We start from the raw sequence: 22,691 nt of genomic DNA, 5'->3' as shown, positions 1-22,691 counted from the left end.
ACATTCTGGAATGCGCTTACTCGGCTCCTCCCGCTTCGCCGGCCCCCTCTTCGCCATCGCCTATGCGCTCGCATGGGTGATGCTCTGGCCGACCGAGCAGCCCTACTGGGTGCTGCCCTTCGGCCTTCGCTTCGGCGCCCTGCTGCTGATGCGCACGCGGGACTGGTTCTGGATCCTCGGCGCCGAGATGTTCGCCAGCGCGTTCTGCGAATGGCGCAGCGGCCTTCCCATCGGCGGCGCGGGTTTCGTGCTCGGCGACGCGCCGGAACCGCTGATGGTGGCCGCCTGCCTCTGGCTGCTGCGGCGCGCCCACCTGCACGCCAGCCTCAACACCCCCGAGGACGTCGCGCGCCTGCTGCTCTCGGCGATGGTCACGGCCACGGTCGCCACCGCGGGCAATGCCGCGATGATGGCCTCGATGCACCCGGCCGCCCCGGTGGAGATGCTCGGCACCACCTTCGGCAGCGACCTGCTCGGCGATTACCTCGGCGTGCTGCTGGTCGTGCCGGTCATGGTGCTGGTGTTCCGCGAGCGGCCGACGCGGACGGCCATGGCGGAACTGCTGCTCGACGGCCTGCTGGTGATGCTGCCCTCGCTGGCGATCCTCATCACGCTGGCCGAGTATTCGCCGCAACCGCAGTTCGCCCGCGTGCTCTCGCTGGCACCCGTGCTGTTCTTCGCCTTCCGTCACGGCTGGCGCGGCGCGGGCCTGGCGATGCTGATCACCAGCGTGGGCCTCAACGTCACCGAGGACATGATCGGCCGGGGCGCACCCACGGCCGCCGCCCACCTTTTCCTCGCCGTGGCCGGCACCGGCACGCTGATGCTCGGCGCCGCCACCGACGCCCTCCGTCGCAGCAGCGAGCGCGTGGCCCAGCAGAACACCCACCTGGCCGCCGCCAACCAGCGCCTCGACCAGCTGGCGCGCCAGCTGCGCGATGCCGCGCGAGGCAACCTCCAGGCCGAGGAAAACCTGCGCAGGCACATGGCGGCGGAACTGCACGACGAGCTCGGCCAGAACCTCACCGCCATCCAGACCCATCTGAAGCTCGCGCAGAATCGTCTGGGCAACGCGGGCCTGGACGACATCGGCACGTCCATCAACGGCATCCTCGGCCATATGCGCCGGGCGCTGCACAAGATGCTCGACAGCCTGCGCCCCTCGGTGCTGGACGAGTTCGGCCTGCTGCGCGCGCTCGACGAGGGCCCGATCCGCGACATGCTCACCGCCGCCGGCATCCACTACGTGACCGACCTGCGCGGCGACCCCCGCCTGCTCGACGACGACACCCTGACGGCGATCTACCGTGTCGTCCAGGAGAGCGCGACGAACGTCGTCCGCCACTCGGGTGCGCGTCAGATGATGCTGCGCCTGCGCATCGGGCTACGCGACAGCGGGCCCGTCGCCATCCTCGACATTCGTGACGACGGCGCAGGCCTTCCGTCAACGCCCCGACCCGTCCGAACCGATGGCGGAGGCCGTGGCCTGCAGGGAATGAGCGACCGGATCACCGCCCTCGGGGGGCTGTTCAGAATCCGTCCGGAGCCCGTGGGACTTCACCTGCGGGTGCTGCTGCGCAGCACAAGTATCGGTTCTGACATAGGAAATTTTCCGATACCGGGGGCATGAACGCTTCGTTAGCATCCCATTATCGATGTGGGGGAGCCGCCGTCGAGAGACGGTGAGCCCAGGTCGGTCGTGGGGACGATCGGCCTGATGAGGCGACAGGATGTCGGCCTCGCCGGTGCGACATGGCACCCCGTGAACCAGCGAGCAACTCGCGGTCCACGGGCCATGGAAACGCCGGATCAAGCCGCCGGTGGACAGGAGTCCACCGGCGGCGTTTTTATGTGCGCTACCGGTAGGAGCGCGCCCTGCGCGCGACATTTTCTCGCGACCCGCTCCCCGGACCGGCTCGGCCTACAAAAAAGGCCCCGAAGGGCCCTCTCGTCTTCAATGATTCAGCGCTCAGCGCTTCTTCTTCGGCCGCACGTAGAGCACCAGGCTGTGGTCTTCGATCACATACCCGTGCCGGTCGGCGATCTCGTGCTGGAGACGCTCGATCTCCTCGCTGATGAACTCGATCACCTTTCCGCTGTCCACGTCGATCATGTGGTCGTGGTGCTTGCCGCGGTCGAGCTCGTAAACGGCCTGCCCGCCCTCGAAGTTGTGCTTCATGACGATGCCGGCGGCTTCGAACTGGGTCAGCACGCGGTACACGGTGGCCAGCCCGATGTCTTCCTGATGGGCGAGCAGCCGCTTGTAGATGTCTTCGGCCGTAAGGTGGGGCTGGTCGGCCTCCTCGAAGATCTGGAGGATGCGCATCCGCGGATGCGTGACTTTCAGGCCCGCCTTGCGGAGCTCTTTGGTTTCCTGGTCCATGTCAGACCCCTCGCGGTGCCATAAGGCGCTTAGTGTATCATCACAGGCTTCACGATCCGGACGTTACTACGCATGCATAAGCTCATCCGCACGCTGGGTTTGGCCATGATGGCGACCGCCATCGCGGGCTGTGGCCTCGTCTATACCCCCGACGTGCAGCAGGGCAACCTGCTCGACAAGAAGAACGTCGACCAGCTGCAGCCCGGCATGACCAAGCGCCAGGTGCTCGTGCTGCTGGGTACCCCGTCCGTCATCTCGCCCTTCGACCAGGATCGCTGGGACTACGTGTCCACCTTCTCCCATCGCGGCAAGAAGATGACCACCCGCACGCTCACCCTGACCTTCAACAACGACACCCTGGTCCGCACCGAAGGCGATTTCTTCGCCGAGGACGCCAAGGAACTGCTGAAGGATTCGGAGAAGTACAAGGCCAACCCGACGGGCGGCGCCGAAGGCGACAAGAACACCAGCCCGAAGAAGGACGCCGACGACGGCGGCATCTTCGGCGGCGGTTCGTCCGACGACAAGAAGTAAGAACGGGCAATCAGGCGCCGCGCGCCGCGCGGCGCCGCCTGGCCTCCATCGGGTCGAGGATCAGCGGGCGGTAGAGCTCCAGACGATCGCCCTCCTCCATCGCCCGGTCGGCCGCCACCTTCTTCGCGAAGACGCCCAGCCTCGCCGGATCGGGCGACACGCCCGCCGGCAGCGCCGGCGACGCCAGCTCCACGGCCTGCCAGGCCGTCGTGCCCACGGGCACCGTCAACGGCAGCACCACCTGCCCTTCCGGCCCGGCGTAAGCCACCTCGATCGCGACATCAGCCATACTGGCGGCGCGCCTCGTCGCAGAAATCGTCGACCATGCGGTTGGCCAGCTGCTGGAAGCCCATCTTCAGCACGCTGCCGCCCAGTCCCGCGTAGTCGAAATCCAGCGCGAGGGCGATCTTGCAGCCGACATCGCCGAGGGCCTGGAAGGTGAAGACGCCATCGAGCGAGCGGAACGGCCCCTCCACGAACTTCATCGTGAGCCGCTCCGGCCGCTGCATGGTGTTGCGGGTGGTGAAATGCTGTTTCATGCCCGCGAATTTCAGATCCAGCCGCGCGACCAGTTCGTCGTCGGTCCGCTCCACCACCGTGGCGGCGTCACACCAGCCGAACCGCTTTGGGTATGCTTCCACATCGTTGACCAGGTCGAACATCTGCGCGGGCGTGAACGGCACGATCGCACTGCGGCGGATTTCAATCACGTGAAGACCTCGTCTCATCTCGCCGGCGCATGGATACGCCGGGCTTGTATCAGGGACCCGATAGACCGATTTTAACGGACATGGCAAAACCGAAAGCAAAGGACACCGAAAAGGAAGGTCGCGGCACCATCGCGTTGAACAAGCGCGCGCGCCACGAATACCACATCGACCAGCGCTTCGAGGCCGGCATGGCCCTGCAGGGCTGGGAGCTGAAATCGCTGCGTGCCGGCCGGATCAACTTCGGCGAAGGCTGCTACGCGATCATCCAGCACGGCGAGGTGTTCCTCGTCGGCGCCCAGATCCCGCCACTGATCAGCGCCTCCACCCACGTGGTGGCCAACGACCGGCGCACGCGCAAGCTGCTGCTCCACCGCGAGGAGATCGACCGCCTGATCGGCGCCGTCGAGCGCAAGGGTTACACCTTGGTGCCGACCGCCCTCTACTGGAAGAACAACAAGGTCAAATGCGAGATCGGCCTGGCCAAGGGCAAGCAGGATCACGACAAGCGCAACGCCGAGAAGGAGCGCGAGTGGGCCGTCGACAAGCAGCGCGTCATGCGCGCCCACAACAAGCTCGGCTGACCTGAACACCGGGCAGGCCGCCCATTGTGGCGCCCTGCCCCCGACCCTATACTGGGAAGGTAGTCACACAACGTTTTCCCCGGGGGTGTACTGGTTTCGACGGGGGTAGTGCGATTGCTTGGTGCATGCCGAGGGGGCCGCTTTCCTCGTTAATCCAGCAGCAAACTCATAGTTGCCAACGACGACAACTACGCTCTCGCCGCTTAAGGCGTAAGCCCCGAACCGACTTGTGCTCGTGCTCGTCGGTGTAGGGTCACTATCACGAGATCGTCAATGGCTGTCGCCTCTCAGCCTACGACTAGACCTAACAGGCTGGTTTGTCGGCGCGCTTAGCACGCCGTGCTGTCGGCAAACGAGATCCAACGGTGAGCTAAGCATGTAGATCCGGGGATCAAACGCCTTCGGACGCGGGTTCGACTCCCGCCACCTCCACCAATCGAGCAACGGATCAACGCTAACACGTTGATCCGTTTTGCTTTCTGGGTGCTGGAAACCTCGCTGATCGGTCCTTTCAAAGGTACTGTTTGAGGTACTGGTATGCCCAAAGCGTTCCTGCAAACCCGATCGAGCGGGGTCTATGCACGCTATCTGGTTCCGGGTGTTCTGCAAGCCCATTGGGGCGCGCAATACATCGTCCGAGCCCTGCGGCAGCGCGGGGATGCAGCGCGCCTGGCGGCCGCTCAGCTCGGGTATGCTTTGGGCCGAGCGTTCGCTGCAGCCAGGGGGCAGCCAATGGACACAAAGAAACTCATCAAGGATGTGCTCGACGCGCACGAAGCCGGCAGCTTGCGCCATTACACCGTGGCGCACACGCCAGGCGGAGGCTTGTCCATTTCGGCCGACGGTGCGGAGGATCATGCCCGGGCGATGGAGGCATTGGCGGCCATGCATCGCTTGGCGCCGGCCGCGCCTGCTGTGCTGGCGGCCCCTGCCCTGCCCATAGCGCCGGCGAAGCCGACGCTGCTGTTGAGCGCAGCCGTTGAGCTGTTCTTGAAGCAGTTTGGGCAAAAACAGCGCGCGGCGAGCAATGTGCTCGACACCGGGCACACCTTGAAAGTATTGATCGGCGTGGCCGGGGATAAACCGCTTGCGGAGGTCGATGCCCGGGACATGGACGCGTTTCTCGATGCCATCGCGCACCTGCCCCCGAATGCAACAAAGCGCTGGCCGCAGCTGTCGGTGACCGAGGTGCTGGCCAAAGCAAAGGCCGGAGGCTTCGCGGGCTTGAGCCATCGCACGCAGGAAAAGCACCTCGATCGATTGCGCGTCTTCTTTGGATGGGCCTTCGAGCGCGGCGACATCGCCCGGAATCCGGCCAAGTCCTTGCACGTCATGACCCGGGCTCAGGAGGACGCGTCCACGCGCGAGGCCTTCTCGCCTGCCGAGCTGGCACGCATCTTCGACCCAGCCACTCGCGCCGCGGAGTGCGACCAACCGCACCGCTGGTGGGGACCGCTCCTGGCGCTCTACACCGGCGCGCGGGTGACCGAAATCGCCCAGCTTTGGACGGACGATCTCGAAGAAATCGACGGCATCTGGGGCTTCCATTTCGCACCGCGGACCGACCGTGGGCAGCGCATCAAAAACGCGGTGTCCCGACGCTTTGTGCCTGTGCATCCGGCCCTGCTTGAGGCCGGACTCTTTGTGTATCGCGACGAGGTCGTCGCGACCTTCGGTACGTCTCGATTGCTGCCGGGGCTGTCGAAGAACAAACCAGGCGATACGCTCGGCGACTGGTTCAACAGAACCTATCGAAAGGTGGTGAAGGTCGACGGCGTCTTTCACGGATTTCGGCACACGTTCGCCAGTCGTGCCGAGCGTTGCGGGCTCTCCGATGCGCGGCTGGGTCGGCTGACCGGGCACAGCGCTGGCGGCTCGGTGCTGCGCAAGCACTACATCGATCCGCCCAGCCTTGCCGAGCGTGCCGCCGACGTGGCCAAGGTGCGCTTCGAAGGGCTGCCTACGCTTACTCCCTATCGGCTGGGTCAATTTGCCGCCTACTTCTCGGCCACGCAGCGGCGCCTCAAGATTGCGGAAGCCAAAGATGCGCGGCGCGCCCGTGCGGCACGAGCGACGGCGCGCTAGATCGATGCCAATTGCCTGCACTGTCCAGGAGTCGCACAAAACCGTAGCGTTGGGGAAAAGTAGGTGTCTTTACGCTCCTTCCTCCTGTGGACAGCCTGACGGCATCACGCAAGCTTATTCGAGGAAATGCGCGCCGCGGCTGAACTGCAGGGCCACCGGCTCGACCAGCTCGTGTTTCTTGTTCCTGGGCCGAAGCTCCTACCCTGCAGGTTTGAGTAGGAGTTAGGTTCTGCGTCCAATCCCCCTGCCGACAGTTCAACTTTAAGTCGCGAACGATTAAGGGATAGGCTCAACCCGCGACTCGGCCACAGCGTTCCCTCGCGCCTGCTCGGGACGTAGTCTTGGCACATCGCCGCGGCTATCACTATGTGAAACCGGCAAATCGATGCAAATTCGTCGCGGGCGGCTTCAAAGTGCCTTAGATCAGACGATAAAGGGAGGCAAGCGATCTCATGTTGCGGGTCACTTCATCGGAGTCTTACAACTGACGCCCAGACGAGGACCAACGGGCCGACCTGTCGTAGCGCACCATTCCGTGTCACGACAAACGTTTGCTTCCCCGTAACACTTTCGAACATTCACGGTGCGTAATTAGGATTAATGGAAAATGGAATTCGACGCGGTAGTACGCCTTAAAGAAGAACTTCTTGTCAGCCTCATTTACGCGCCGGCCGAACCGAGTCGACGACCGCGTTATAGTGGTGGCAGGAGTCGTCGGCCTCGCCCCCCACTCGCGATTGCATTGGGCGTTGCACCAGCTGAGCGAGAGAATGACTTCGTGTTGGCGGTTCGCGTACAGGACCCCGCGCTGATGGAAGCTCCCGTGCTCATCGACATAATCAATCGCGCAGGCGGACAGGTCAACATAGACTACATTGGTGAACTCAGACAACTTCACGCCCTCCCACCGCCTATGCCTTTTGGGGCTGTTTGTCGTCCACTCATTGCGGGTAGCTCGGTTTCACACATCCAGGGTAACGCGGGGACCATCGGTTTATTCCCTTTGGCCGCAGATCGGACGCGTCGGGTTTTGCTCTCGAATAATCACGTATTGGCACGCAACAATGCCGCCCAACTCGGCGACCCCATTGTGCAACCGGCCACCGCCGATGGTGGAAGCATTCAGTACCAAGTCGGAGCCCTTGAGCGATTTGAACCAATAGAGGTTCCTGGACCTAATGCCATCGACGCGGCGATTGCCTCTCTTCACGACCGCCTTGGCCCGCCCAATCTTTTAATCGCCGGACAACGTGCAGTCCGCGGCATTCGATCTGCACGCGCAGGCGAGCCAATCTGGAAATTCGGCAAATCCACCGCTGGGACAAAGGGCCGCGTGGGTGTAAGCCTAGTGGACAACGTCCGCGTCCAAGTGGCCGGACGAGGAGAGGCTCTCTTCCATCGGGTTATCGAAATTCGCGGAACTAATGGCCCGTTCGGGACGTTCGGCGACAGTGGCGCCGCCGTGATGGGCACAGATGACTTCGCGATTGGCTTACTCTTCGCTGGAAGCCACACCAAAAATGTGACCTATGCTTGTGATCTTCCAACAGTTTTTCGAAAATTAGGGCTACCACTAGACATTCCTTACGATCAGCCTTAACGTCGATGTATGAGCGTTTCAGCCTCCCGTGCTAATCATGTCAAATCCCTGGCCTACGACTTGGTATCCAAGTCGGCCCAGGTGAATGGCATTGGCCTTGCGCGCATCCATGGTTCTTTTGCCGTGAAGGTTAACCTGCGTGACGCTCCGCCCCAAGGACTTCCGAAAAAAATTCAGGGTGTCCCCATCGTCTACGAAGAAGTCGGCGAAATTAGTCAACTCGACTGGTAATCCTGATCATCTCTCCGTTAACTGGCTGCGTTGACCTACGTAAATTTTCATTCGCTTGCGATCAGGCATCACCACTGCCGCGGGCTGGATGATGAATTGCCGATAAGCTGAGGCGTCGCGCACTTCAAGATTGGGGCTGCTTTCTCGCGATCCCGTCTAGCCGCATTCGGGTGGCACTTGGCGAGAACCCCATTCCCAGTCTTATAAGTCTTCCGGCCTTCCCATCAATGACTACTGGTTACGGTAGCCAACGCGCCGACTGCGGTGCCAGACCATGCGTTGCGCTGTTACGGCGCACCAACGAGAATAACCGGATCAGTCCAGAACTTGCGGGTTGCCCGCAATCTGGCACCTCAAGGATATCAGGATAGGAATGTCGCATGCTAGGCCCGACGCCCTGTGCCACCAGCTCTGCTGTGTTTCCCAGCCCCCTGCGGTATCCGGGCGGTAAGGGGCGCCTCGGCCCTTGGCTTGGTCATCTGATTGAGCAAAACAATCTGCGGGGCGGCACCTATGTCGAGCCCTACGCGGGTGGCGCTGGGGCAGCGCTTTTCCTGCTCCAACGGGGATTCGTCGGGCGCATTGTGATCAACGACGCCGATCCGGTCGTGTACAAGTTCTGGAAAGTCGCGGTCCATCAATCCCAACGCTTGATCGATCTCATTGAAAAGCGCCCAGCGACGCTGGAGACGCGGAACTGGACTAAGGAGATCCTGGCTGCACCCGGCAACTACCGGGAGCCTGAGATTGCTTTCGCCACTTTTTTTCTTAACCGCGTGAACCGGTCTGGCATCCTAAAAGGCGGCGTGATCGGAGGGAAAGCACAGGCGGGGGATTACAAACTCGATGCTCGGTACAACCCGCTCGATCTGATCGAACGTATTCGGGCTATTGGCCAACTCCGAGAACGCATCACCGTCACGGGGTTGGACGCCTTGGAACTGCTGGAAAAGCGCTGCCCGAGACTGCCTAAAAAGAGTTTGATTTACCTTGACCCGCCTTACTACATCAAGGGAAGTCAACTGTATAGGAACTTCTACGATCATGCCGACCATGCGGCGATCGCAGAAGCAACCAAGCAACTCGCTCATCCCGTGCTTGTGACCTACGACGATTGCTCACCCATCCGCAAGCTCTACCACGGCGTGCGATCGGCTTCGTTTTCGCTGCAGTATTCCACGCACTTGGCACGCCCCATGGCCAGCGAAGTGATGTTCTACGCGAACCTCACCCTGCCCATGGCGCCCGTCCTCACCCGTGGCAACGCCATCCGCACCCAGCGTCGGAAGGCCAAAGTCGCCTGACGCTACCTAAGATCAACGCACATTGTTTTGGAGGGAACCAATGAACCCCGTGCTGACCACCGTACTTTCCGATTCGCCACTGTCTCGCTTGCTCGGTCCCTCGATCGACGCATCCTTCGTCGGTTACGTCTTTCGCATGTCGTATGACGAGTGCCTCGTACAAACAAACGACAAGTTCAAAAAGGATGTCAACGGCATCCCCCACAATTCGTTCCTCGTGGCTGCCGGGTTTGATCCTGCCTCGTTCAGCGACGCACCTGCCATCGATCAAGAGGTCGTGCTCCTTCGCGTGCTCGGCCCAACTCCGCTACCTCAAGACGGCGACATGGTGCGCACCCGCATCGAACACCATCAGCGACGGCTTCGCGATGAGCGTCTTCCTGTCGGCAGCGACGATGGGCTCGATCCGATGACCGCAAATGAGCTGCAATGGGGTGGGATGCGTTGCCGTGTACTTGGGACCTTTTACATGGAGGGCGGGCAACTCCGCCTCGGCAGCGACTTGGAAAGCTTCATGGCTCTCTCCCGCATGCGCGCTTACAAGCCACGCGGTGAGGCGCTGCAAACAATTGTAAATCACATCAACCCTGAAACCCGTCAGAAGGCCTACGAAGACGCAAAGCTGGCTGGCTTCAGCGATGTGCCAAAGCCCATCATCATCGGCACGGTCCGGTACACCTCGACCGCGAGACTGCATCGGGGTAGTGACGAACCAAAAGTGCCGGTAGAAATCCAGCCAGCAGATTTTTTGGCCCGACGCACTGCGGTTTTGGGAATGACGCGCACCGGCAAGTCGAACACCGTGAAGACGACCATCGCCGCCGTGGCGCTTGCCGCCATGAAGTCTCAGCTCCAGGTGGGCCAACTGGTGTTTGACGTCAACGGCGAATACGCCAATGCCAACCACCAAGATGATGCCAGTTCTATCGCTACGGTCTTCGGTCCTCAGCGCGTAGTACGTTATCGTGCGCTGCCTGCTATAGGCTTCAACGACCTCCGCACAAATTTCTACGAACAGCCCATCCGCGCCCTTCCCCTGCTTCAGTCGCTCTTCAAGGACTCCGATTCGTCGTTCTCAGGACAGGACCTTGAGACCTTCATGAGCATGACGCTCACGGAGCCCGATCCGCAAGAACGCGGCGATCATCTGCGGTGGGAGCGGCATATTGCGGTGTTCCAGTGCCTTTTGCATAAGGCGGGTTACCCGTCGATCAAGGGCTTTCGCGTCAAGGTGCCCAACTCGAAGAAGCTCATCAGCGGCATGGAGTCCGTAATGCCCGAAGTTGAGGCACCCGAGGAGCGACTGCTGTTGGCCGACGCATGCGATTGGTTTCTGAAGATTCGCGAAGCCAATTTGCTGCTATTGGAACAACAGCGAAAAGCGAATCAGCCCAACATTGGCATCAAATCCAGCAGCGGCAACGCGATGGTTGATCCCACACTGGAGGCCATGCTCAATATGTTGGCGCGCGAGAGCACGCGCCGCCAGTCTATCGGTGGCTATCGCGCGTTGACGCCGTTCACCGCCTATCACTCGCCGCAACGCCAACAGGAAGTCACAGCCGAAATCATTGCCCACCTGGACTTGGGCAAAATCGTAATTTTGGACCTGTCTGTAGGACCCGTAGAGATCCGACGGGTATTGTCCGAGCGCATCGCACGCGAGATCTTCGATCGACAAATGGGCCAGCTAAACTCTGGCGAGGTGCCCCGGAACGTGGTCATCTATGTGGAAGAGGCGCACAACCTCATCGGAAAGAAGAGCGAATTGACCGACCCGTGGCCCCGCATCGCCAAAGAAGGGGCGAAAGCCAAAATTGCTTTCGTGTATGCCACCCAGGAGCCATCGTCCGTTCACCCCAATATCTTGGCCAATACCGAGAACTGGTTTGTGACTCACCTCAATAACGACGACGAGCTGCGCACCCTGGCGAAGTTCTATGACTTTTCCGATTTTTCGGCCTCACTAAAATCCGCCCAAGACGTTGGCTTTGCACGTATTAAGACCTTGTCGGCCCCCTTCGTGATTCCCACCCAGATCAACCGCTTCACGCCCGAGCTGATCCAGGCCGAGATGCGAGCACTCGGATTGACAGCATCACATGCTCCTGCAAAGGTGACGGCCTGATGCCCTATCCGAATGAAACGGCAGGCAAGTCGGGTCACGCAGACTTCGTGCGCAACCCCGATGTAGCACGGTTTTTGGACAACTGCAGCTACCTGCGCGAGCCGTCGCCCCAAGAGGCCAAGGACTTGGCTGCACGATTCAGTCCAGCGCCGGTGAGCGATCCGCCCTTGCTGCCGCTCCATGTGGTGGCCTCCGACGCCAGCAAGAGCGATACCCCGATTAGCGAGCGCCTGCCCAGCACTCAGGTGGGATTTTTAAAGGTGAGCCATGTGCTGGTCGACATGCAAAAGTATGCCAACTTGGTCAATCCGATAGACCTCTTTGTCGATCCATTCAAGGCAGCGGAAATCCATCGTGAAGCATCGCCCATTACCTTCACGATGCCGGGCAGCAACATCCGGTACCGCGGCGCTCGGAGCGTCAAGGACGGATTCCGCCAAGCGCTGTTCGATCAATTTTCGGCCGATCGAAGCAACTCCGGGTCTGGCTTTTCCTTAACTGAGGTGCTCCTGAAGCTAAACGGTGGGTGCATCAATCTCACCAGCTGCCCATCATGCAAACACGCTGGCACGTTCACGTTCACAGCATCTGCCCCGGCTCAGCCCTGTGCAGCATGCCAACAGACGGCGTATGCCACTGATTTTTTACGATTGCATGAGGGCATAAGTGACTTTGGTGACAATGCCAGCGCGATGACACGCATGATGAACGCCGTGGAGCACCTGATGCTCGGGGCTTTCATCCTCGAAGTCTGGGAACGTGCGCCAGCCAAGCTCAGCGAGTTAGCATTTGTGCTCGACGGACCATTGGCCATCTTCGGCGAACCGGCCAAACTGTCGGCGCGCCTTCAAGAATTGATCCATCGAGTCAACACGAAGCTCGACGATCTGCACCTGCGCCCAATGCTAGTCGTTGGGCTGCAGAAGACTGGTGGACTCATGGACCATGCGCGCCTCATCGAGCGCCATTTGCCTCGCAACAGTTATCGCGTCGTCGATGATGACTATCGCCAGGCCTACGTGACCGGCGCTGACAATCCGGCGGACAACTTCGGCAACGAGACTTACTACGGTCAGGATTTTCTTTTTCGCACTGAAAGCGGTCGTATCTTCAACTTTGCCGTGCCCTATCCGTTTTCGGACAAAACGTTCGGCGGTTCAGGCAAAGGTTTTGCCGCTGCCAAGGTGGAGATTCATCGTTACGGCCCCCTCATCCAGCAAGCGTGCGATCTCATTCGACACTTCGAGATGGATCTTTACGATAATGCGGTGGTGCCGATTGCCTTGGCGCACCGCCACGCTTCGATTAGCTTGTCTCCAGGTGGCAAAGTCTTGGATCTGATGGTTCGTGCAAGGTTGTCGAAATGAAACTTGTTGGAGCGACCGCCTCGGCCACAAGGCGTTGGCTCGCCCAGCCGGTGAACCGTTTGTTATCGATCGCGGCCCTGACCCTGGCAGTAATTGAGGCAACTGGCACGATCGCCTTATCCGCCGGTGCAGGAGCTGCGGAAATGGAGGTATTCCATCGGATCGGGCTCAATCTTATGTGGCCAACGAGCATATATTTTGAGTCGTCGATAGCACACCTGAACGCACTCCGCGACACTGGATCATTGGTCAAGACTGGTGCTTTAATCTCAGCGCTTAATTTGGCGCTGGCTGCGCTAATCGTGGGCGGTATCGGGTTCGCACTTCTTTTCATTAGAAGGCAGAACGATAATGCCTTGGGGACGCTCGCGACCAAGATCGACGTCGCCGCCGGGCAGCTGTTCGAGGAGATGATGAGGGAGTCGGAGCAGAAGTCTGCGGACCCGGACGCTTTGCTTGCGACCAACGCCAAACGCCTTGACACGTATGCTGCGTGCATCTTGGCTGAGCGAGACTGGCTGTATAAACACGCGCTGCTACCCGAGTTGTTACCACACACCCGGGTTACGGAAGTCTTTCTAGAGCGATTCAGGAGCTTTATCGAATGCATGGAACGACCCTTCAAAGCCCTAAACGGCGAACGTGCGCATCCGCGCAAATACCGCTTGCATGAGATCGGAATCTCATCGCTGACGACTTTGAGCACAACGCTGAGAGCACGGCGCGTTGAGGATCGTTCGAAGCTACTCAGATGGATTTTTCAAGTCGTTTGGACTGTGGTTGTGGGCATAGCGGGTTGGTGGTTGCGCGGTGCTTCATCCCATTGAAACGCGATCATGGTGCTGACAGGCCAATGACTTGGCAGCAGACGACTCTCGTGTCCGCGTCCGAACCACCTCAATGTTTGTTTAGAGCTTGGCATGTCACATCGCTCGACCGTCTGCTCCAGAACTCAGCGCATGAGCCGCTGCGCTCATTGGTTATGCCGCTCCTGCCATGACGCCGGTGCTCCTTTTTCGTGTCTGAGATATCCCTCGCCCAGCCGAGGCACCGAGGCAACCCACAGAGCATCGGCAGAACTCTTGTTCCCTGAAAATGCAGATGATTCGATCGAGTTACGGGCTTGGTGCAATCCAGGAGCTAGGTGTGACGCTGGCATTAGCTCAAGCGTTGCGCAGGGCGCCCGTAGCTTCGCTCACCGCTTGCGCCGGACCAAGGCGGTTAACGCCACACCGACGGCACCCGCAGCGATCAAGGCGATGGTGGAAGGACTTTGCCCCGCTGGCCCGTGGAGTACGCCCACTTCGGTGTTCTCCACGACTTTGGTGCGGTGGCTCTCGTCGTACGGGGTCACCGAGACCACGTTATCAAGGCGCAAAATCAGCGCGGGGGCGGTGGGCTCGAACGGAGGATAGGCGTAGGTATACACCACCTTGAGCGTGTCTTTATCACGGTAGCCGCTGAGCATCGGCCAGAAAGCAAAGGTTTCCAGCGCGCCGTTCGTTTCCGTGGGCTCGCCGATGCCTTGCACCATACCTACATATACTTTTCGATCGTCCATGCTGAGCATGAGGGCTTCGCTATAGACCACCGACGAGGCGATACGCTGGGGCAGCAACAGGCCCTGGACGGCAGAAACGTTCAGCAAGGCTTGGGCTTTGTTCCAATCCTCGACGCCAAGCGACTTCATCCAATGCCTGAAGCGTACAGGGGCGATGGCGAACGGCATCGCGCACGTTGTGCACCCGACCAATACGGCAAATGCAGAGATTTGACCCCCGGCACTGGCCGACGAGTCCACAGAAAGGACTTGTCGGCCCAACCAACCCAAGAAGTCGGTGTCGAACGCCCGCCAGCACACTGGTGCATGAGACCCGAGAGTGATGCATTGCGCCGCCCAGCTATGACAGGTGATCGCAACGACGGCGCTGACAGCCGCTGACGCCCATACGAAACAGATCAAGCCTTGCTGCGCGGCGAGAAGATACAGCAGCTGCCCTTCATATCGATGCAGCTTGGCGAAGATCAAACGATCACGCTGGCACAATAAAAACCCGGCCACCAACAGCGGAAGAATGAGCAGAACTCCCACGGTCCCTCCCTAGACGATGTGGTTAGTGCACGGCGGATGACCAACCCCAAAAGCCGACTCTCGACTCACATCTGCAACGTGCTTACCTCGCGACAGACAACTATGCTGCGGGATGCGTCATCGCACCAACGGAAGCACCTTTCGACGAAGCTCGCGCATCTTTTCTTGGACATCTTGTGCGTCTATCTCGACGCCCCGTCCGACTGGTCGAATGGTTTTCAGCTTTTGAATGGCCAAAGCCAGCTTCCGGTCTTCACGAGACAGTTGCGGGGTAGATGGGCTGAAAAGACTCCAACGACTCATAGACTTAGCCTCCTATTGCACATCCATGGTAGCAGGATCCAACGACCCAGCAAGGGCCCCGCATCGCCGGAGAAAAAAACGGGCCCCTTGTTCAGATTGCTTTAACATCTTCAACGGCTCAAGCGGCTCGGAACGGTCATACTCGTGGTTTGGGAGTGGTATCGGTTCGCCCAGCTGCACTTGCGGTCCACCTGCCATGCGTCGTTATCCACATAAAATTCGTCCTGGTCATCACAGTGAATCCGGGCACTAAAGGTTAGACGATGAGCGCTTTCGCGCGGCCCGACGCGGCGGCTTCTCAGGCCGCTCGTCATCGTCAGCCGCCAACGCGGCCTCAAGCCTATTCGCGAAGGTCGCTAGCGTCGTCCCACAGGCGACGCACCACTGGTGCAATTGCAGCGCATCCATCCGACGTGCACCCAGCTCGCAATCGGACGCATAGGTCTGCGGACGCCCGAGGCGTTCGGTCAGCGACTGCTGGGATAGGCCCGCCTCCACTCGCACGGCCCGAATCAGGTCCAGGACGAGTTGATATTCGGGTTGGTCGATGGACTTGGACGCTGGCATGGGCCGCTCGCTCGCTGCGGCCCGTCAAGGTATGCTCCAGCCGAAATCATCTGATGTTCAGGTGGTTCGATCCACGATGCGCGCCACCATCAGTCAGGGGAACCATGGACATGCCTGAACCGATTCGACACCAGCCCTTCGACCATCCTGCCTTTGCCAGCTTGCGGCCCAGCCTCCGGCTCATTGCCGCACTCGCCTTCTTCGGCTGGTGCATGAGCAGCTCGGCAGTTGCGGCTTCCGCTGTCCAGGCCGACGTCTGCTACTCCCCCGCCGCCTCCAGCGACGCGCCCAACAAGCTGACGGCCTCGACGACCCTGGATTGCCCACAGGCCGGACAAAGCACGCTGCCCCAACTCGCTCAAGCCGGCTGGGCCATTGCCTCGGTGCAGCCCGTCGTCATGGACTACGGTGCTGACCCGGCAACCCACACGCCCCGCAGCACCACGAGCTGGATGGTGATCATCCAAAAGGGGGCGAAGTGATGCGGGCCTCTACCCTGCTCATCGCTGTCCTTACGCTGGGCATTGCAGCGTGCTCACCCTCGCCGCCGCAGGCGTCGCACAGCGCCGAGGGTGCGGCGAGCGGAGCCACCAGCGATTCTGCCGCTACCCCGTCAGCGGCGGCCTCGGCGGTTGTGCCCGCAACGACGCCAGCCGCCGGGCCGTCGGAGCCGTCGATCACCGCCGCCGAGAAGCCCTTCGAGAAATACACCACGATGGGCAACGACCCGTTGCCGTGGCTCGGGCAGTTCTACGCGGCGTCGGGCGTGGCGGTGGATTACGCGGCGGTCGCGCAACGACTCGACCCGACCTACCAAGCGAGTCACGACGCGTTCGCGCAGCGCGATGCGCTCGCGGCCTTCAAGACCAAGCTGGATCACGCCATCGCTGAGGCGAAAGCCAATCCCTACATCCGGTTGCCTGCCTACCAAGCCAAGTTGCCAGCGTATGACCTCGACCACGGTCGGTATGACCTGTCATCCATCCTTGGCACGGACACCGTGCTCACGGTGGCGGACAATGCGGCCGAGGTGGGCTTCACGGCATCAGGCGCTTTGGCGAGCTACGCACCGAAGGACGAAGCCGAAGCCCGTGCCACCGAGAAGACCTTGGGCGGTGAGCCCCTTCCGCGCGCGGTTCACGCCACCGTCTTCGGTAAGGTAGTCGGCGGCGCGCTGAACCGGGGCATGCCGCAACTGCAGGTCATTCCCGCCCGCGTGGTGCTGACGACTGTTCCGCTCGGGGGCCCTGCCCAGCCGGTGCTCACCGCCACGGTGCCTTAAGCCACCGCATCCGGGATGCACGTTGCGCACGTCCTACTATTGCCTTGGAGACCTCTCATGATGACTTGGCTTGGATTGCTGGCCGGTGGAGGTGCATTGGTCGTGGCGCTCTGTCGCCGATCGCCGCGCCCCCGCGCCGAACTTGCGCGGCCTACGCCGACGCAAGTGGCCCGGCCGGACTGGCGGTCGGCCCGCACCGAGACCAATACGCTGACCATCGCGGTGGACGCCATGGCTCACCACACCAGCATGCTCCAGCAACTCAGCGATGCGTGGCTGCTGTCGGCGAATCTCTGGGAAAGCGATCCGGCGGCCTTTCGCCGCAAGGTGCAGCACGCCCGGGAGATGGCGCTGGCCCTCGAGGACGAGTGCCGGCAAGTGGTCGAAGAGCTGCGGGCCTTGGAACGGTTGCGCGACGGTGCAGCGGCCTTTGAGGTGCAGCGCATCCAAGCGACCACGTTGGCCGAGCAGGCGGAAGCGGCCACGGCAGCCCTGCGCGCGCAGGTGAACCGCCTGGCGGAAGCCCGTGGCCTGGATCCGCGTGCGCCCTTTGACGCCCGCGCATCCTCAGTGCCGACCATCGATGCCGCCCGAGTGACCCGGCTGATGCCCTTGGCCGCCGATGGCCGCATGATTTCCCTGGCGGAGCTGCTCGGATGAACCAAGACTTTGCCCGCTTCACGCCCAAGCAAATCCTCGCGCATTGCCAAAACAATGCGCGATCGATGGCCCTCAACCCTGTCCTTCAACAGACCTATCAGCGCGACGCATCGGCACGCGCGCAGCGCAAAAACCAAGAAGCGGACGACGAGGTGCGCGCGTTTCGCATCTGGCGCACCACCTTCTTGATGCCTCGCCGGGACGCGTGGGGCCACTTCGATGAGGCCAGCCGCCAGGCGCAGGAGCGGGCCCGACGGGCGCTGATGCACCTGCACTTTGCGTGGGCCGCGTTGACGCCCCTCCTGACCGACGAAGAACGCGCCGCTTGGCTCGAACGGGGATTCGGCGGCACGTGAACCGATGACGTGGCAGCGCCCCCCCAAAGGAGTGCCGGCGTGCCTTGCCACGACGGCGCGTCTGCATTGTGCGTGAGCGCACCGGCGCGAACACGTCGCACCCCTTGAATCACGCGGGGACAATCGCAACCCGGCTTGAAGACGGCGTTGCTGAAGTCATGCTCTCCCGACATTGCTTCACATCCACCTAGCGTGTGAGCCCGACAGCGTGCCGTGGCCTCCTCCTGCTGTTCGTTGCGGCGCAGTCGTTCGCAGCTACGCATCAAGGGTGGGGATATCCTTGGCCCACCGCGCCAACTGCCAAAGAGTCTGCCGCCGCCACTCGTTGTCCCCGAGCGAAGTCGTCACCGGGTGCCGGGACAACCTCACAGGACTCCCATCCCAGCATATCCTCACTTCCTAAGAGGGCCAGTTGGCGTCAACCAATCGGGTTCGATCAATGCGACAGCCCGAAAGATTCGTCACCATCTTCTTTCTTAGCGTGATGACGCGACCAGTTATGCATCGCTGGATACAGCGCCAAAATCGCCTCTCCCGGCTTGCCGACCATACGTAGTCCATCGGCCAGCATCCAGTGAAGCGTCAGTTTGGCCGCCAAATATTCTGGGATGTGATCGTCGCGTCCCATCTTGGAGTAGGCCAAGACACCAGCATAATCGTCGCCGCTGTCTCCTCGGCCCAACAACATCAACGCCTTCAACTCCACCAGGGCATCGTAATCCAGTTGAGCGATACGATCCTCCAAATCGATGCGCGCCTGCCTCTTCTGACCGAGCGGCGAATCAGGAGACGCGTCGAGATAATCGCCCAGACGATATTCTTCTGGGGCCTCGATTGTCATCCGACGAGCAGAAATCGATGCAACCTCAAACACGTCGATGGGCCGCAGGTAGGAGAACGCAAAGGTGAGCGCGTTGACGTGGCGATGCGCCACGCGAGCAAGATCCGATACGTCTCGCCCATAGCCCTCCCTAAGGGACTCCACGAGGTCATCATCGACCTTTGGGGGCGCCAACTTGCCCGCCCGTTCGGCAGCGATGGTCGCTGAATACGGGCGACCGAAGATTATCCGTGCGATAAGGTCGCGGTAGCGATTGAGGGAAAGATTGAAGTCAAAGTCGCGACGAATATCGTCGACAAGTTTCTTGACGTACATGGGAACTCCACGAGTCAGCCGGCGGGTAAGGTCCGTTTAAATTCCCTGTGGCCGACGCAAGGAGGTCGCAAGGGTTGTTCGTATGCGCTGTCGAAGTCGGACCAACTTGCCCGGCACCGGGCCAGCCCTAGGCTGCTGAGCGTAAGGTTACCACGTCTGGAATGGCCTACCCCTGGTTCGTGCCGCGCCTCGGGGGATGGTTGTTTGTTGCTGCATCTCTCCCCCAGCCGCGAGCCGTCCCCGGTGCCCCTGCGACGACCGCTCACGCCCGCACCAACGCCAAGCAACACCAAGCCCGTCCCTTGCGGCCATGATCCACACAGCGGCGTTACGCACCGACGGCCATGCCCGCCGCCGCTGGGGCTCCGCGTGGTACCGGATGCGCATCTTCGTAGCGCGGGTGGGCCCAGCCAACCGCCGATCCAAATGGCCGGCGTGGGCACGCTCGAGGGGCTCGATGCCGCCATCCATGCCAAGGCCACGGTGCAGAGTCCCGTTATCGATGGACCTTCATCGCGCCGGCAACCCGGCCTTCGACCACGCGGAGGGCCCCATCGACTTAAGGTGAGTTCATGTACTGACCGGTATCGTTATTGCCAAGGCCGCCGAGAGGCGCCGGTCCCAGGCATGTTTGGCGGTTCCCCTGCCGCCGGTGCATCGATGGAGTCCCCAAGCCCACGGCCTCCCCTCCGTGGGCTTTTTCATGCGCGGGCAAGGGGGCGCCGCCTCAGCTCCGTGGGATCCAACGAGAGCACCAGACGTGTTCATCGCTTTCCAAACGGGCAATCATCGGTCGGCCAGCACAGCCTCGAGCAGCCTCTGGCCTCAACGGCAAATCGTCCAATAGCCGCGGTTGACAGCGCGAACTACGAGCCGCTGCCGAAAATGCATTGTGGTTCTTCGATTCGGTCTCGCTAGGCTCCTCAACGGTTGGTTTGGTTCATGGCATCTTGGTTGAGCGGCTCAAGATATTCAGCCGCCAGTCGCGGTGCGGTGGCTTCGCATTCGCGATGTCATGCCATACCCACAGGGGAATAACTCACCATGACCTATCACATCAAGCCTGGTCCAAAGCCGAAAGAAGAAGATGGCACCGACGACCGCCGTCGCCATGTCGACCCGCCGAATAGGCCCAAGCATCCCACGCTTCCGGTGCACAACCCCAAAAAAAGGTGAGGTCGAGGTGTCACCGCGTTTTATGTAAGTTGCCATTCCCAAGAAGCAACTCAGCTGTTAGCGGTCAGTCCGGGCATCGGTTCACACCATGCCCGGTCATCGAAACATTGAACGCGATACCACGAGCTGATGCCGCGTTGACTGGAGATCATCGGTGGGCCGGTAACGAGCACTGTCGATGCCGTACTGACCTCCATAAATTGGTATGGCATGCTGTAACTAAGCAAAGAACGAGTATCCGAAATAGCGTATTGGCTTATAAGGATGCGCTGCGGACGAAAAAAGCTTGGCAAGGGGATGCGGCTGGTGGATCACGATTTGGTCGTTCGCCGGATGGTAACCCGGGCGTTCGCAGATGCCTTTGCGCTCCATCCGGAGCAATTCGCATGGTTGCTCGGCGCAGGGGCATCAGCCAGCTCTCGCATTCCAACCGGCTACGACATGATTTTGGATTTCAAACGCCGAATCTTCTGTCGGGAAACAAACCTGCCACCTAGGGAGGTGGACCCCACTGACTCCAGGTGGGCTGGCCGTATCAAGGCTTTTTTTGCCGCGAGGAACATTTTGCCTCCCGACGGAGATGCCAGCGAGTATGCAAAGGCCTTCGAGGTATATCTTCCCCACGAGAGCGACCGCAGGCGATATATCGCTGACAAGGTAGCACTCGGCGTGTCGTCGTTCGCTCACAAGGTTATAGCATCCCTCCTCGTTTCAGAGAAAACACCGTGCGCCTTCACTACGAACTTCGACAACCTCGTCGAGAGCACGGTTGCCCTAGCGCGGCATTATGGCGGAGGTCCAAATGGCAAGGATTTGACCGTATCCGCCATCGATTCGGTGAAGCGAGGCGAGCGCAGTTTTTTGGAGAGCGACTGGCCATTGTTGGTGAAACTCCACGGCGACTTTCAATCGGTGGAACTGAAGAACACTGAGCGGGAGCTTGCCGAACAAGATGAGACGCTGCGCCGCATTCTCGTCGACGCCGGAGCGCGATTTGGACTTGTGATTGTTGGTTATAGCGGACGGGATGCCTCGGTGATGGAGGCACTCGAAGAGGCGCTCAATAGATCCAACCCATATCCCGGTGGGATTTACTGGTGCACTCCCACTCCCGACCAGCTGCTTCCTGCCGTGACTCGCTTTCTGGAGCGTGCTGCCGCGGCCGACGTGCGCACGCACGTCGTGGACTCCAAGACCTTCGATGAATTAGCTGGCGATATCGCCGAGGTCGTCGACTTACCTTCACCCTTGAACGATTTCATACGAGCGGGACGAACGTTCCCTGCGGCCAGGCCCGCACCACTCCCAAACGTCGAAGCACAAAAAACGCCTGTGCTTCGTCTCTCGGCGTTGCCGTTGGGGCCGCTGCCGGCAGAGGCGAGACGCCTGCGCCTCACCTCGAAGGTGTCCCTATCGGATGTGCGTAAGCGTCTTCGTGAGCGTGGCGCCCCCGGCGTGATCGCCCGCGCCGGCGAAGATTTTGCGCTCTTTGGCCCCGATAGCTTCGTCCGTGAGGCGCTCGACGACTTCGGCGTCCATATCGCTGGCACAATCCCTCTCCTGCCCGAGCGGGATGCATGGTCGCGCGGCCTCCTCTACGACGCACTCATACTGGCGCTTTGTCGGCAACGCCCCCTTAGCAAGCGCCTAAGAGGCAATGGACACCAGATCGTCATTGCCGCCGCCAACGACGGGGATAGTCCTGCTTTTGCCGAGCGCAAACGACTTGTGCTGGCGTCCCTACGCACCGCGTACGGGAGAGACGTGGTAGGACTTGATGAGGACACCGGATGGCCATTTGCCGAAGGCATACGGGTGCGCCTAGATCAAGCTGCAGGTCGTTGGTGGTGTGTCTTCGACCCCTTCACCCACATCGACGTACCCAGCCACGAAGTAATCGTAGATACGCAGCTACATCGCGTCCAAGCGCCGGCAGACTTGGAAAAAGCCGGAAGCTCCGTTCGGGAGCGATGGGCCATGCGTTACAACAAGCAATGGGGCGTCATCTTAGATGCGTGGGCCTCGCTTCTGACGGCCCCTTCGGGGCGCATCGATGCCTTCTGGATGGATGGTGGCGATGGGATCAACGCAACTTTTGAAATCGGATCTTTCACCGGCTGGAGTCGTCCCTCGCATACACATCCCTTGTTGAAGTGAGAAACCGTGGACCACAACT

General features: G+C 60.9%; 21 protein-coding genes and 1 other RNA gene. 17 read left to right on the top strand and 5 right to left on the bottom strand.

Translation table 11 applies throughout. The annotated features are described in order from the left end of the window. Positions 1–10: 10 nt before the first annotated feature. Complete coding sequence (locus tag J2X58_RS03345) at positions 11–1,630, top strand: MASE1 domain-containing protein (protein WP_310046414.1); 1,620 nt, start codon at positions 11–13, stop codon at positions 1,628–1,630. Positions 1,631–1,969: 339 nt separating this feature from the next. Here J2X58_RS03345 and fur read toward each other — a convergent pair whose 3' ends face one another. After that, positions 1,970–2,383, bottom strand: coding sequence for a ferric iron uptake transcriptional regulator (fur, locus tag J2X58_RS03340; protein ID WP_090053987.1), 414 nt, complete (start codon positions 2,381–2,383; stop codon positions 1,970–1,972). Positions 2,384–2,455: 72 nt separating this feature from the next. Here fur and bamE point away from each other — a divergent pair, with 72 nt between their 5' ends. Continuing rightward, positions 2,456–2,917, top strand: a complete 462-nt coding sequence (gene bamE, locus J2X58_RS03335; protein WP_090053988.1) for an outer membrane protein assembly factor BamE — start codon at positions 2,456–2,458, stop codon at positions 2,915–2,917. 10 nt (positions 2,918–2,927) lie between these two features. Here bamE and J2X58_RS03330 read toward each other — a convergent pair whose 3' ends face one another. Both J2X58_RS03330 and J2X58_RS03325 read right to left on the bottom strand, forming a co-directional pair. After that, positions 2,928–3,206, bottom strand: a complete 279-nt coding sequence (locus J2X58_RS03330) for an RnfH family protein (RefSeq protein WP_310046412.1) — start codon at positions 3,204–3,206, stop codon at positions 2,928–2,930. Continuing rightward, positions 3,199–3,627 carry a type II toxin-antitoxin system RatA family toxin gene (locus J2X58_RS03325; protein ID WP_090053992.1) on the bottom strand — a complete coding sequence of 143 codons (429 nt, stop codon included), beginning with the start codon at positions 3,625–3,627 and terminating at the stop codon, positions 3,199–3,201. Before J2X58_RS03325 ends, J2X58_RS03330 begins: the two co-directional genes overlap by 8 nt. A gap of 80 nt (positions 3,628–3,707) precedes the next feature. Between J2X58_RS03325 and smpB the strand changes: the two genes are divergently transcribed. From smpB to J2X58_RS03280, 9 genes are all read left to right on the top strand, one after another. Further along, the gene (gene smpB / locus J2X58_RS03320) at positions 3,708–4,208 is read left to right on the top strand and encodes an SsrA-binding protein SmpB (RefSeq protein WP_090053994.1); all 501 of its coding nucleotides are present in this window, start codon (positions 3,708–3,710) and stop codon (positions 4,206–4,208) included. An 81-nt stretch (positions 4,209–4,289) separates the two neighbouring features. Continuing rightward, positions 4,290–4,643, top strand: a transfer-messenger RNA (tmRNA) gene (gene ssrA / locus J2X58_RS03315). A gap of 102 nt (positions 4,644–4,745) precedes the next feature. After that, positions 4,746–6,293: a site-specific integrase gene (locus J2X58_RS03310; protein WP_310046409.1), complete on the top strand. Its 1,548-nt coding sequence runs from the start codon at positions 4,746–4,748 to the stop codon at positions 6,291–6,293. A gap of 811 nt (positions 6,294–7,104) precedes the next feature. Beyond that, a complete protein-coding gene (locus tag J2X58_RS03305) occupies positions 7,105–7,893 on the top strand; it encodes a hypothetical protein (RefSeq protein ID WP_310046408.1) in 789 nt (262 codons plus the stop codon). Positions 7,894–7,902: 9 nt separating this feature from the next. Next, positions 7,903–8,124 (top strand): hypothetical protein, encoded by a 222-nt coding sequence (locus J2X58_RS03300; protein ID WP_310046407.1) that lies wholly within the window; start codon positions 7,903–7,905, stop codon positions 8,122–8,124. A 380-nt stretch (positions 8,125–8,504) separates the two neighbouring features. Continuing rightward, positions 8,505–9,428: a DNA adenine methylase gene (locus tag J2X58_RS03295; protein WP_310046405.1), complete on the top strand. Its 924-nt coding sequence runs from the start codon at positions 8,505–8,507 to the stop codon at positions 9,426–9,428. A 40-nt stretch (positions 9,429–9,468) separates the two neighbouring features. Next, positions 9,469–11,556 carry a DUF87 domain-containing protein gene (locus tag J2X58_RS03290; protein WP_310046404.1) on the top strand — a complete coding sequence of 696 codons (2,088 nt, stop codon included), beginning with the start codon at positions 9,469–9,471 and terminating at the stop codon, positions 11,554–11,556. Continuing rightward, positions 11,556–12,923 carry a hypothetical protein gene (locus tag J2X58_RS03285; RefSeq protein ID WP_310046402.1) on the top strand — a complete coding sequence of 456 codons (1,368 nt, stop codon included), beginning with the start codon at positions 11,556–11,558 and terminating at the stop codon, positions 12,921–12,923. The genes J2X58_RS03290 and J2X58_RS03285 overlap by 1 nt, the downstream gene beginning before the upstream one ends. Further along, positions 12,920–13,750, top strand: a complete 831-nt coding sequence (locus tag J2X58_RS03280; protein WP_310046400.1) for a hypothetical protein — start codon at positions 12,920–12,922, stop codon at positions 13,748–13,750. The genes J2X58_RS03285 and J2X58_RS03280 overlap by 4 nt, the downstream gene beginning before the upstream one ends. A 368-nt stretch (positions 13,751–14,118) precedes the next feature. On the opposite strand, the gene J2X58_RS03275 is transcribed toward J2X58_RS03280, so the two are convergent. Beyond that, on the bottom strand, positions 14,119–15,015 hold the full coding sequence (locus J2X58_RS03275) for a hypothetical protein (protein ID WP_310046399.1): 897 nt from the start codon (positions 15,013–15,015) through the stop codon (positions 14,119–14,121). Between the two features lie 980 nt (positions 15,016–15,995). Between J2X58_RS03275 and J2X58_RS03270 the strand changes: the two genes are divergently transcribed. The 4 genes from J2X58_RS03270 to J2X58_RS03255 are packed head-to-tail and all read left to right on the top strand — an operon-like array spanning position 15,996 to position 18,183. Then, positions 15,996–16,367, top strand: coding sequence for a hypothetical protein (locus tag J2X58_RS03270; protein WP_310046398.1), 372 nt, complete (start codon positions 15,996–15,998; stop codon positions 16,365–16,367). After that, positions 16,367–17,167, top strand: coding sequence for a hypothetical protein (locus tag J2X58_RS03265; RefSeq protein WP_310046396.1), 801 nt, complete (start codon positions 16,367–16,369; stop codon positions 17,165–17,167). The genes J2X58_RS03270 and J2X58_RS03265 overlap by 1 nt, the downstream gene beginning before the upstream one ends. Before the next feature lie 57 nt (positions 17,168–17,224). Continuing rightward, complete coding sequence (locus J2X58_RS03260) at positions 17,225–17,827, top strand: hypothetical protein (protein WP_310046395.1); 603 nt, start codon at positions 17,225–17,227, stop codon at positions 17,825–17,827. Continuing rightward, positions 17,824–18,183: a hypothetical protein gene (locus J2X58_RS03255; protein WP_310046394.1), complete on the top strand. Its 360-nt coding sequence runs from the start codon at positions 17,824–17,826 to the stop codon at positions 18,181–18,183. Before J2X58_RS03260 ends, J2X58_RS03255 begins: the two co-directional genes overlap by 4 nt. Before the next feature lie 436 nt (positions 18,184–18,619). Here J2X58_RS03255 and J2X58_RS03250 read toward each other — a convergent pair whose 3' ends face one another. Further along, positions 18,620–19,339 (bottom strand): DUF3775 domain-containing protein, encoded by a 720-nt coding sequence (locus tag J2X58_RS03250; RefSeq protein ID WP_310046392.1) that lies wholly within the window; start codon positions 19,337–19,339, stop codon positions 18,620–18,622. A 1,044-nt stretch (positions 19,340–20,383) separates the two neighbouring features. Between J2X58_RS03250 and J2X58_RS03245 the strand changes: the two genes are divergently transcribed. After that, positions 20,384–20,515, top strand: coding sequence for a hypothetical protein (locus tag J2X58_RS03245; protein WP_310046391.1), 132 nt, complete (start codon positions 20,384–20,386; stop codon positions 20,513–20,515). Between the two features lie 306 nt (positions 20,516–20,821). Then, on the top strand, positions 20,822–22,672 hold the full coding sequence (locus J2X58_RS03240) for an SIR2 family protein (protein WP_310046389.1): 1,851 nt from the start codon (positions 20,822–20,824) through the stop codon (positions 22,670–22,672). The last annotated feature ends 19 nt before the right edge of the window (positions 22,673–22,691 follow it).

Source organism: Luteibacter sp. 3190 (assembly GCF_031456385.1).
GTDB lineage: Bacteria > Pseudomonadota > Gammaproteobacteria > Xanthomonadales > Rhodanobacteraceae > Luteibacter.
This window is presented reverse-complemented; position numbering and strand designations above follow the sequence as displayed.

Excerpts from the sequence above, each read along its gene's own strand:
- J2X58_RS03345 (WP_310046414.1), top strand. The coding sequence starts at position 11 with ATGCGCTTACTCGGCTCCTCCCGCTTCGCCGGCCCCCTCTTCGCCATC.
- fur (WP_090053987.1), bottom strand. The coding sequence starts at position 2,383 with ATGGACCAGGAAACCAAAGAGCTCCGCAAGGCGGGCCTGAAAGTCACG.
- bamE (WP_090053988.1), top strand. The coding sequence starts at position 2,456 with ATGCATAAGCTCATCCGCACGCTGGGTTTGGCCATGATGGCGACCGCC.
- J2X58_RS03330 (WP_310046412.1), bottom strand. The coding sequence starts at position 3,206 with ATGGCTGATGTCGCGATCGAGGTGGCTTACGCCGGGCCGGAAGGGCAG.
- smpB (WP_090053994.1), top strand. The coding sequence starts at position 3,708 with ATGGCAAAACCGAAAGCAAAGGACACCGAAAAGGAAGGTCGCGGCACC.
- J2X58_RS03310 (WP_310046409.1), top strand. The coding sequence starts at position 4,746 with ATGCCCAAAGCGTTCCTGCAAACCCGATCGAGCGGGGTCTATGCACGC.
- J2X58_RS03305 (WP_310046408.1), top strand. The coding sequence starts at position 7,105 with ATGGAAGCTCCCGTGCTCATCGACATAATCAATCGCGCAGGCGGACAG.
- J2X58_RS03300 (WP_310046407.1), top strand. The coding sequence starts at position 7,903 with ATGAGCGTTTCAGCCTCCCGTGCTAATCATGTCAAATCCCTGGCCTAC.
- J2X58_RS03295 (WP_310046405.1), top strand. The coding sequence starts at position 8,505 with ATGCTAGGCCCGACGCCCTGTGCCACCAGCTCTGCTGTGTTTCCCAGC.
- J2X58_RS03290 (WP_310046404.1), top strand. The coding sequence starts at position 9,469 with ATGAACCCCGTGCTGACCACCGTACTTTCCGATTCGCCACTGTCTCGC.
- J2X58_RS03285 (WP_310046402.1), top strand. The coding sequence starts at position 11,556 with ATGCCCTATCCGAATGAAACGGCAGGCAAGTCGGGTCACGCAGACTTC.
- J2X58_RS03280 (WP_310046400.1), top strand. The coding sequence starts at position 12,920 with ATGAAACTTGTTGGAGCGACCGCCTCGGCCACAAGGCGTTGGCTCGCC.
- J2X58_RS03270 (WP_310046398.1), top strand. The coding sequence starts at position 15,996 with ATGCCTGAACCGATTCGACACCAGCCCTTCGACCATCCTGCCTTTGCC.
- J2X58_RS03265 (WP_310046396.1), top strand. The coding sequence starts at position 16,367 with ATGCGGGCCTCTACCCTGCTCATCGCTGTCCTTACGCTGGGCATTGCA.
- J2X58_RS03260 (WP_310046395.1), top strand. The coding sequence starts at position 17,225 with ATGATGACTTGGCTTGGATTGCTGGCCGGTGGAGGTGCATTGGTCGTG.
- J2X58_RS03255 (WP_310046394.1), top strand. The coding sequence starts at position 17,824 with ATGAACCAAGACTTTGCCCGCTTCACGCCCAAGCAAATCCTCGCGCAT.
- J2X58_RS03250 (WP_310046392.1), bottom strand. The coding sequence starts at position 19,339 with ATGTACGTCAAGAAACTTGTCGACGATATTCGTCGCGACTTTGACTTC.
- J2X58_RS03245 (WP_310046391.1), top strand. The coding sequence starts at position 20,384 with ATGACCTATCACATCAAGCCTGGTCCAAAGCCGAAAGAAGAAGATGGC.